The following is a 10,013-nucleotide window of genomic DNA, read 5'->3' as shown; positions in this document are numbered from 1 at the left end:
GCGGCCAGCTTTTTACTTCTCGGAACCGGTCAATCGTGAAACGCGCGGCGCACACCGTCGTCGCCTCCATTGCCGTGCTGACCCTCTCGCTCGGGGCCTCCCTGGTGACTCCGACGATTGAGAACTCGGTGGCGGCACCGGCAGATCCAGCGCCCTTAGCGGCACCGCCGGCCACCCAGGATCCGACCAGCTGCCCCACTCCGATCACCCTGAGCAACGGTGATTTTGAACAACCGGTCTTGGCGGGTAACTGGGGGCTTTTCGCACAATCCTCGGTGCCTGGCTGGAAGACCACGGCCTCGGACGGCCTGATCGAGTTCTGGAAGAGTGGTTTCAACGGTGTGCCCGCTTCATCGGGTAGTCAGTTCGTCGAGCTGAACGCCAACTTCGCTTCTGCGCTCTATCAGGACATTCCGACCACTCCCGGGCAAACCATCCAGTGGTCACTGGCCCACAGGGGCAGGCAAGGCACTGATGTGATGGCGGTCAAGATCGGCACCACGAGCAATCCCATCCAGCAGCAGCGGCTGAGCGACGGTAATACAGCCTGGGGCAAGTACAGCGGAATCTATACTGTTCCGGCCGGTCAGACCACCACGCGCTTCCAGTTCGAGGCGATCTCGTCGGCTGGCGGGAACGCCAGCGTCGGCAACTTCCTGGACGCCATCCAATTCGGCAACGCCGCCTGCCTGATCGCGAATAAGACCGTCACCAACCTGAACGGCAATAACCCGGCAAAGGTCGGCGACGTGCTGGAATACAGCGTCGCGGTCAACAATGGCGGCGGGCTCAATGCGCCGGAGACGGTGTTGCAGGACGTCGTTCCGGCGGGAGCTCAGTACCAGCCCGGTTCGCTCAAGATCTCTTCCGGTGCCGGCGCGGGATCCTTCACTGATGCTGCCGCTGACGACCGGGCGGAATATGCTGCGAGCAGTAAAACGGTCACCTTCAGGCTGGGGACCGGCGCAACGGCCAGCGCTGGCGGCACCCTCGAACCCGGGGTGAGTACTACTGCGACTTTCCGTGTCGTGGTGACCGCGGCTGCTGCGGCCGGTGAGATCAATAACAAGGCCACGATGAACTACCGCGATACCTTGTCCAATACGGTCAAGACCTCCACCTCGCAGACCGTGCAGACCCTGGTGGCTGCTGCTGCGGATTTACAGATCGCCAAAGCTCTGGTGACCCAGACCCCGGTGGCCGGCAGCCCGATCCAGTACAAGCTCACGGTGACCAATAATGGGCCGCAAGCCGCCACCGGTGTGACCGCCGTGGATGTCCTGCCGTCGAGTATTACCGGTGGTTCTGCGCAGCTCGACGGTGGTGCGGCTTGCGCCGTCAACGGTCAGACGATCAGCTGCCCGATCGGCACTCTCGCCGTCGGTGCCAGCCAGACCATCACGGTCAATGGCACCGTCGCGGCTGCCGCGGCTCCAGGCAGCACCGTGACCAACACCGCTACTGTCTCGGGCAATGAGTTCGATCACGTTCCGGCGAACAACACCGCCACCACGAACACCGTGCTGCTCAATCCGGCGCTCACCGTGACTAAAACAGCGGGTGCGCTGCAGGACACCAATGGTTCCGGCCGGGTGGACGCCGGGGATACCCAGCTCTACAGCTTCCTGGTGCGCAACACCGGTAATACGGTGTTGAATTCGGTCTCGGTGGCCGACCCCAAGATCGGCACGGTTTCCTGCCCGGTGGCCACGCTCGCGGCCAATGCCACGGTGACCTGCACGGGTAGCTACCAACTCAGCCAGGCTGATATCGACGTGGCCTCGGTGACCAATAGCGCCACCGCGAGCGGCACCCCTCCCGGTGGAACCGCGATCACCTCGCCACCCAGCCAGGTGACCACTCCAATCAACACCTCCAGCACGCTCAAGCTGACCAAGACCGCCGGCGCGATCACCGATGCCAACGGCTCTGGCCGCACCGATGCCGGTGACACCATCGGCTACACCTTCGACGTCGAAAACACCGGCGCCACTACCCTCACGACGCTGAGCATCAGCGATGCCAAGATCCCCGGGGTGAACTGCCCGGTGAGCACCCTCGCACCCGGAACCAAGACCAGCTGCACCGCGAACTACACCTTGAAGCAGAGCGATCTCGACGTCGGCAAAGTGGATAACTCCGCCACCGCCAATGCCAAGAACAGCAGTGGCCAGGCGGTGATATCGAATACCTCGACAGCGAGCAAGCCGCTACCTCAGATCTCCAGCTTTGACTTCAATAAGTCCGCGAGCGCTCCGGTCGACGCGAACGCTTCAGGACGACTCGATGCCGGTGACACGATTGGTTACAGCTTCACTTTCAGAAACACCGGAACCACCATGCTGAGCAAAGCGACCGTCGCCGATTCGCTGCTCGGCGCCATCAGCTGCCCGCTGGCTCCGCTGGCCCCCGGCGATTCGGTGACCTGCACCGCGAACTACACCATCACTCAGGGCGATATGAACGCCGGACACCGGGACAACTCGGCTACCGGTACGCTGACGAAACCCGACAACACCAGCTCGACCTCTTCACCCAGCACCACCGATACGCCACTCACCGGGGTCGGCTCATTGACCTTCGATAAGCAGCAAGGCACCCCGGTGGATAGCGACGGCGACGGCGTGATCGGCAAAGGCGACCAGATTCCCTACACCTTCGTGGTGACCAACTCCGGCCCGCTGACCTTGACCGGCATCAACGTAGCGGATAGCAAGGTCAGTCGCGTGGATTGCCCAGCTACCACCCTGGCACCCTCGCAAACAGTGACCTGCACCGGCAGCTACCTGATCACCCAGGAGGATGTGGACTCCGGCAGCGTTCGGAATACCGCGCACGCCAATGGCAAGGACCCGCAGAACCAGGACGTGAACTCGGCGGATGATTCCACGAACCTGCCGATTACTCAGACGCCGAAGATCAGCCTGCTGAAGAAGGCCGGAGACCTCACCGATAGCAACGGCGATGGCCGTAGCGGCGCGGGGGATAGCCTGAACTACAGCTTCACGGTGACCAATACCGGTAACGTCACGGTCGATACCGTCGCGGTGAGCGACCCGAAGATCCCCGGAATCAGCTGCCCAGCCGTTGCCCTGGCACCGGGTGAATCGACCAGCTGCACCGGTAGCCTGGCCTTGAGCCAAGCCGATTTCGACGCCGGCAAAGTGGACAACACCGCCACGGCCACCGCGAAGAGCGGCGGTAGCACGGTGACCTCGAACGAATCCACCGACTCCAAAGCCCTTCCGTTGCTCGATGCCATCACCGTCGAAAAGAGCGCCGGTGCGCCATTGGACTCCAACGGCAGCGGCAGGATCGACGCCGGGGACACCATCGGCTACAGCTTCCTGGTCACCAACACCGGAAACACCACACTCAGCGGGGTGCTGGTGACCGATCCCAAAGTGACCGGACTGCAGTGCCCGGCCACCACCCTGCTGCCAGGGAACTCCGTCAACTGCACAGCGAGCCACACCATCACCCAGGCCGAAGTGGACGCCGGGGCAGTCGATAACTCGGCCACCGCAACCGGAACTCCTCCGGGGCGTGAAGCGACCACTTCGAGCCCGAGCACAACGTCCACCCCGATCAGCCAGCTGGATTCGCTCAGCCTGGTCAAGGACTCGACCGGCTCGGTGGACTCCGACGGCAATGGCAAGATCAACGCCGGGGATACGATTCCCTATACTTTCGTGGTCAAGAACACCGGAACCTCAACTCTCCAGTCGGTGCGGATTCAGGACGATAAGCTCAGCGCCAGCTGCCCAGCTGGCGCGCTGCCCCCCGGAAGCAGCGTGACGTGTACCGGCAGCTATACCCTGAGCCAGGACGATCTGAATGCCGGGGTGGTGAACAACATCGCCACCGCTTACGGCACACCGCAAGGCGGGCGCCCCGAGGTTGCTTCTGACCAGTCGAGCAAGAGCGTGCCGATTCCGCAGCTGAGCAGCCTGAGCCTGCTGAAAGAAGCCCGGGCAGTCATCGATAACAACAACAACGGCCGCACCGACCACGGCGATTTCATCCCTTACACCTTCACGGTCAGCAACACCGGCACTGTCGCGCTGAACACCCTGTCGATCAGTGATCCGAAGGCTGGTTCGGTACAGTGCCCGGTCACCGAGCTGCTTCCCGGCGCCATTGCGACCTGCACCGCGAGCTACGAGATCCTGCAGGCCGATGTCGACGCCGGCAAAGTGGTCAATCAAGCCACCGCTCACGCCGAGGACCCGGCTGGTAGCCCGGTGACTTCCAACCAGTCCTCGGTGACCACGCCCACCAGCACGGTGGCCTCGATGACCTTCGACAAGCGGGCCGCTACGCCGACCGACGTCAACAACAATGGCGTTACCGACGCGGGCGACACCATCGCCTACACCTTCGAGGTGAGCAATAACGGCGCGCTCACGCTGAGCGGGCTGTCGATCAGCGACCCCAAAGTCGGCCAAGTGAACTGCCCGGCCGGAGCCTTGTCTCCGGGGCAGACCCGGTTGTGCACCGCTACCTACACCCTGACCCAGGCCGATGTGAACAACGGGGCCGTGCAGAACACCGCTCACGCCACCGCCACGGATCCCACTGGCACCGCCGTCGACTCACCGCAGGACAGCACCACCACCCCGATCCTGCCGCAGACCGAGCTGACGCTACAGAAAACCGCTGGACCGCCACAGCCGGCGCCGGGCCAGAGCACGGTCGGAGCGGGTGGCAGCGTCGAGTACACCTTCACGGTGAAGAACAACTCGACGGTGACCATTAAGAACCTCGCGATCAACGATCCGCTGGTGACCGCGGTGAGCTGCGATCTGAGCCAGCTCGATCCCGGCCAGAGCGCGACCTGCAAGGGCAGTTACACCTTGCAAACCGGGGATTTCAACCGCGGTGAAGTCAATAATGTGGCCACCGCGACCGGCACCGCGCCGGATAACAGCGCGGTGGAATCCCTGCCGGATACCGCCAACGTCCCGCTGGTTCAGCTGCCCAGTCTCTCGCTCGAGAAGACCGCCGGGGCGATCCAGCATCAAAACGGTGGAACCTCGGTGCGGGCCGGAGATGTGGTGCCCTATACCTTCAAGCTGAAGAACACCGGAAACACCACGCTGCACCTGCTGGGCGTGAACGACGGACTGGTGGGTTCGGTGCAGTGCCCGGTGACCGATTTACAGCCGGGTGAAGAGACCACCTGCCAGGCGCAGTACACCATCACCCAAGCGGATATCGATGCCGGGACCATCCTGAACCGGGCGAAGGCCTTCGCCACCCCGCCCTCGGGAGATCCGATCACTTCCCCTGAGGACTCCGCAACTGTCGACGCTCACGGCGAAGGCAAGCTGAGCCTGGACAAAGAAGCGAATGCTCCCGCCGACAGCAATGGCACTGGCCGGATCGACGTCGGCGACACCGTCGCTTACCGTTTCGAGCTGCGCAACGACGGCAACGTCACGCTGAGCGATTTCTCGGTCATCGATCCCAAGATCGGCACGGTGACCTGCCCGGTGAACACACTGGCTCCCGGGGCCAGCACCAGCTGTACCGGAAGTTACACCCTGACTCAGGACGACGTGAACACTGGCAAAGTGGACAACACGGCGAGTGCCAGTTCCCAGGACCCCTATGGCGGAACCGTCGGCTCCGCTGATTCCACCGCTTCGGTGCTTGTGCCGCAGCAGAACTCCCTGACCATTAAGAAGACCGCCGGTCAGTGGAACGATGCCAATGGCAACGGCTTGATGGATCCCGGTGAGAGCATCCCCTACACCTTTGTGGTGACCAACTCGGGGACCACCACGCTGACCGGCGTCGTGGTTAACGACGGGCTGATTCAGAATGTGAGCTGCCCGGCCCCCACCTTGGCGCCCGGCGCGAGCACTTCCTGCACCAGTTCGTACCTCCTGAAACAAACGGACGTCGATAAGGGTTTTGTCTTCAACTCCGCGACGGCCAGCGGCAGCACGCCGGGCGGCGGCAGCACCACCTCACCAGGCAGTGAGGTGACCACGCCGATCCCGGCCAAGGCCCAACTCAGCTTCGACAAAGCCGCCAGCCCGGTACAGGACGCAAACAGCAACGGTCGGGTCGATGCCGGGGATCGGATCGGCTACACCTTCACGGTGAGCAATCAGGGCAATGTGTCCATCGATTTCCTGGCGATCGCTGACTCGATTATGAACGGGATCAGCTGCCCGAAGGACGTCCTGATCGCCGGTGAGGGCATGGTCTGCACCAAGGACTACACGATCACCGCCGCCGATCTGGACAGCGGCAGCGTGCAAAACAGCGCCTCCGCCAGTGGCGTGGACCCCAGCGGCAAGACAGTGGAGTCCAACATCGACCAGACGAGCACAGCACTCAGCCCGACAGTGGGGATGACGGTAGAGAAGAGCGCCGCCTCTGCGGTGGACGTCAACGGCAACGGCTTCGTCGACGCCGGTGACACCATTGAATACTCCTTCAAGGTCAGCAACACCGGAACCGTGACTATGAAGGGGTTGGCGATCAACGACCCGCTGCTCGGCAGCGCTCCGATCAGCTGCCCGGTCGCAGACCTGCCGGCGGGTGAATCGACCACGTGTAGCGGCAGCTATACGCTGACCCAGCAGAACGTCGACGCCGGTTCAGTGAAGAACACCGCCACCGCTACCGCGACGCCACCCGGGACCGACGTCCCGGTCACCTCGCCGCCGAGCAATGAAGTGGTGGTGCCGATCGCTCCGAACAACAGGCTCGGCATCCTGAAAAAGGCCGGGGCTCCGCGAGATGCCAATAACAATGGCCAGATCGACCCCGGTGAAACGATCACCTACACCTTCACGGTGACCAACCTGGGCACCACGACGGTGAACTCGATCGCCGTCGCCGATCCTTTGATTCCCGCGGCCACGATCAGTTGCCCGGTGACCACGCTGGCTCCGCAAGGAGTGGCGGAGTGCGCCGCGAACTACCCGATCACAGCGCAGAACCTCGACGACGGCGTGGTGAGAAACACCGCTACCGCCACGGGGAAAGCAACCGATGGCTCCGACGTCGTCTCACCCGGCAGCAGCACCGAGACGCCGCTCGCTGCGGCGGACCAGCTGGTGATCAGCAAGGCAGTGGTGAAGCAGGCGGGCAAGGACTATCAGGACTCTAACGGCAATAATCTGCCTGATGTCGGAGAGACGGTGGCCTACTCCTTCACCGTCATCAACACCGGTAACACCAGCCTGGACAATGTCGTGGTTTCGGATCCGAAGCTCCCGGCGGTGAACTGCCCCAAGAGCGCCTTGGCCGCCGGCGAGTCGATCACCTGCCAAGGCATCTACGCCCTGACTCAGGACGATATCGACGCCGGTCAGCTGGTGAACCGGGCCAGAGTGGCGGGGACGCCTCCCCTGGGCCGTCCCGAGATCAATGCCGACAGCAACGAAGTGACCACTCCGCTTCCCCGAGCGAGCAGTGTGAGCCTGCTGAAAACCCTGCAAAGCCACGGCGATGTCAACGGTAATACTCTGACCGATGCTGGCGATTCGCTGACTTACAAGTTTGTGGTCACCAACACCGGAAACACTCGGGTCAGCGACGTCAAGATCAACGACCCACTGGTGACAAATACCAGCTGCGATAAGAACGCCCTGAACCCGGGAGAAACCGCCGAGTGCACCGGAAGCCTCACCGTCACTCAGGCTCAGGTCAATGCCGGCAAGATAGTGAACACCGCCACCGCAAAAGCGACCGGACCAGACGGCGAGAAGACCTCCCCGCCATCAACGGTGACCGTGCCGACAGACTCCAACCCCGCCGTGAGCTTGGTCAAATCCGTCAAATCGGTGCAGGACAGCAACGGCAGCGGTGGTATCAACGCCGGGGACACGGTGAACTATCTGTTGAGGGTCAGTAATATCGGCACTCTGACGCTGAGCAACCCGCAGATCGTTGAGCAGCTGACCGGGGTGAGCGTGAGTTGCCCGACGGGAGATGTGCAGCCCGGAGCCAGCGTGGATTGCGAAGGCAGTTACACGCTGACCCAGGCCGACATCGACGCCGGTGAGGTGATCAACACCGCGACCGCCACCGCCAGTGCGCCGATCCCCGGTTCCGGTGGAACACAGACCGTGACCTCGCCCCGGGCGAGCGTGGAACAACCCCTGCTGCGGAACAACCAACTCGAATTGCAGAAGACCGTCTCCGGCATCGTGGACGTCAATGCCAATGGCAAAACCGATACCGGCGATCAGATCAAATACTCCTTGGTGGCGAGCAATCAGGGCAACACCACACTGAAGAATGTCAAGGTGGTCGACGAGCTGCTCCCGGGACTCAATTGCACCGTGGCGACCCTCGAGCCGGGCAAGACTCTGGAATGCTCGGGCGTATACACCCTCAAGCAGTCAGACGTGGATGCCGGGGTGGCCATCAATAGGGCCACCGCCACCGCGACGGCTCCGGATAACAGCGAACTGAGCAGCGTGGATTCGGTCAATACCCCGACCGCGAACGATGCGGCGCTGAATCTCAAGAAGACCCACGAGGCGCCGGTCGATGCGAACAACAACGGCCAGATCGACGTGGGAGAGACGGTGAAGTTCAACTTCACGATCAGCAATAGCGGATCGGTGAGCATCAAGGGGATCGCACTGGAAGATCCGATGCTGGCCGGCCAGCTGAACTGTGAATCAACGCTGCTCGCGCCGGGTGCCTCGATGAACTGCTCTGGAACCTACACCATCACTCAGCGGGACATCGAGAACGGGAGCATCGTCAATACCGCGAGAGTCGACGGCGTCAAACCCGATAACAGCACTGTTCCTCCGGCGGAAGCCACTGACACGGTGGTCCTCGATCGAAAGCCCGCCTTGAGTTTCGTCAAGAGCATCACGGGCACCCACGACCTCAACCACGACGGCCGACTGGCCTCCGGAGACAGCATTGACTATCGATTCACGGTGAAGAACAGCGGCAACGTTTCGCTGACCGGAGTCGGCGTTGCCGATGCCAAGCTGGCCGCAGCGGGTGTGCGGATCTCCTGCCCGAGCACTGACCTGGCGCCGGGTGCCAGCGTGGACTGCACGGCGAGCTATCCCATCAGCCAGGCGGATGCCGATGCTGGCAAGGTGGTCAACACGGCACAGGCCTCGGCGCAGTTCGGTGACACCACGATCGACTCGGTGGAATCCGCGGCGACCCAGCTGCTGACCGTGAGGGACGGGCTGAGCCTGCAGAAGAAGATCGGTGGCACCAAGGATCTGAATCGGAACGGCAAGCTCGACGCCGGGGACACCATCGAGTACCTCTTCACGGTCAGCAACACCGGCACCAGAACCGTGACCGGCGTCGTGGTGAACGATCCGCTGGTCAAGGTCAGCTGCCCGGAGACCAGCTTGGCCGCCGGGGCCAGCACGATCTGCAGTGCGAGTTACCCGGTGACCCAAGCTGACGTGGACTCTGGCAGCGTCAAGAACACCGCGACCGCGAGTGGTAAGACGCCGGACGGCAAGCCGATCGTCAGCGACCCGGATTCGGTGACCGAGAACCTGAACCCCGCTCCCGGGCTGCAACTGGTCAAGAAGGCCGGTGCGGTGCAGGACGCTAACCGCAACGGCCGCAAGGACGCCGGGGACACGATCAGCTACAGCTTCACCTTGAGCAACACCGGTAACACCACCTTGCTCAAGGTCTCGGTGATCGACCAGATGCTCAGCAGAGCCGGAGTCAGGGTCAACTGCTCGGTCCCGGTACTCGCTCCGGGAAGTTCAGTGACCTGTAGCTCTGAGCCTTACCGGATCACCGCAGCGGATGTGCTGGCGGGGGCTGTCTCCAATACCGCGACCGCTACCGGAGGCAGCAGTAACGGCAACCCGCCGGTCGTCTCACCGCCGTCGAGCACTAAGACCTCGCTGGATGCCAAGGTCAAGCCACTGCCGAATACGGGGGTCGACAATATCTGGCTCTTCGGGCTGGGCGGCGCAGTGCTCTTGATCGGCATTTTATTGGTGGTTCTCGGCGCATATCGCCGTCGGAACAAATCCTAGGAGAAT

Annotated in this window: 1 protein-coding gene; it reads left to right on the top strand. The window is 62.7% G+C overall.

Going from position 1 to position 10,013, the window contains the following annotated elements:
• Positions 1-35: 35 nt before the first annotated feature.
• Entirely contained in the window at positions 36-10,007 is a 9,972-nt protein-coding gene (locus ABDK06_RS06715; protein ID WP_394940196.1) for a DUF7507 domain-containing protein, read from the top strand.
• Positions 10,008-10,013 lie beyond the last annotated feature (6 nt).

Origin of the sequence: Psychromicrobium ferritrahens, from assembly GCF_043789415.1 — a bacterium.
Taxonomy (GTDB): Bacteria; Actinomycetota; Actinomycetes; order Actinomycetales; family Micrococcaceae; genus Renibacterium.
This window is presented reverse-complemented; position numbering and strand designations above follow the sequence as displayed.